This is a genomic window from [Clostridium] ultunense DSM 10521, assembly GCF_000511955.1.
GTDB lineage: Bacteria > Bacillota > Clostridia > Tissierellales > Tepidimicrobiaceae > Schnuerera > Schnuerera ultunensis.
Window position 1 is genome coordinate 11,540 of record NZ_AZSU01000007.1, and the last position, 1,412, is coordinate 12,951.

General features: G+C 38.0%; 2 protein-coding genes. Both read right to left on the reverse strand.

All coding sequences use genetic code 11. The features are described 5' to 3' along the window. The coding region (locus CUL_RS17605; protein ID WP_025642447.1) for an acyl-CoA carboxylase subunit beta at window positions 1–1,166 on the reverse strand (1,166 nt) is incomplete at its 3' end. Window positions 1,167–1,186: 20 nt separating this feature from the next. Beyond that, window positions 1,187–1,412: VOC family protein (locus tag CUL_RS18545; RefSeq protein WP_201767916.1), on the reverse strand; the 226-nt coding region annotated here is incomplete at its 5' end.

The window sequence follows — 1,412 nt, forward strand, 5'->3', positions numbered from 1 at the left end:
GCTTCACTGTAGGCATAAAGCATTTTTGCACCATGTCTTATTATTCCTCCGTATTCTTGGTCTGTGCCTGGTAAGAAGCCTGGTACGTCTACTAGGTTTAATAATGGTATATTGAAGGCGTCACAAGTTCTTATGAATCTTCCTGCTTTGTCTGAGGCGTTTATATCTAGACATCCTGCTAGTACTCTTGGTTGATTTCCTACTACTGCTATAGTTTTCCCATTTAATCTTATGTAGCCTGTTATTATGTTTTGGGCATAGTAAGGTTGTACTTCGAAAAACTCATTTTTATCTGCTATTAATTTTATTATTTCTTTCATGTCGTAGGGTTTGTTTGGGTTTATGGGTACTATTTCATTTAAGCTTTCTTCTACTCTATTTATATCATCACTGCATTCATATACTGGTGGTGTTTCTAGATTGTTGGATGGTAGATAGCTAAGTAGAGTTCTTATCCTTTTTATGCTTTCTTCTTCATTTTTATCCATGAAATGGGCTACTCCTGATATTCTATTGTGAGTATTGGCCCCTCCTAGTTCTTCTTGGGTTACATCTTCTCCTGTTACGGTTTTTATTACTTGGGGTCCTGTGATGAACATCATACTTGTTTTATCTACCATGAATATGAAGTCGGTTAAGGCTGGTGAGTATACGGCTCCTCCTGCACTTGGCCCCATTATTGCTGATATTTGAGGAATTACTCCTGAGGCCATAGTGTTTCTATAGAATATTTTCCCATAGCCTGAGAGGGCATCTACTCCTTCTTGGATTCTGGCACCTCCTGAGTCGTTGAATCCAATTATGGGAGCCCCCATCTTTAGAGCCATCTCTTGTACTTTACATATTTTGTTGGCATGCATTTCTCCTAAAGAGCCACCTAGCACGGTAAAATCTTGGGCATAGACGAATACTAATCTTCCATCTACTGTACCGTAACCTGTTACTACTCCATCAGCTACTGCTTCTGTATTTTCCATTCCAAAGTTGGTGCATCTGTGTTTTACGAAGGCATCTATTTCCATAAAACTTCCTTCGTCTAATAGTAGGTTAATTCTTTCTCTTGCAGTTAGCTTTCCTCTTTCATGTTGCTTTGCTATCCTTTTTTCCCCTCCACCAAGTTCTATTTTCTTCTTGGTTTCAAGGAGTTGTTCAATTCTTTCCTTCATTTTAGCCCTCCTTTTAGTCTTTATTCTCTTTCACAGAGTTCTATTAATACTCCAAAGGTTGATTTTGGATGTAAAAAGGCAATTTTTGCTCCACCTGCACCGTATCTTGGCTTTTCATCTATTAATCTGACTCCTTTTTCCTTTAGCTCTTCTATTGCTTTTTCTATATTATCTACTCTATAGGCAATATGTTGGATGCCTTCTCCCCTTTTTTCTATGAATTTAGCTATAGGTCCATCTTCTTCT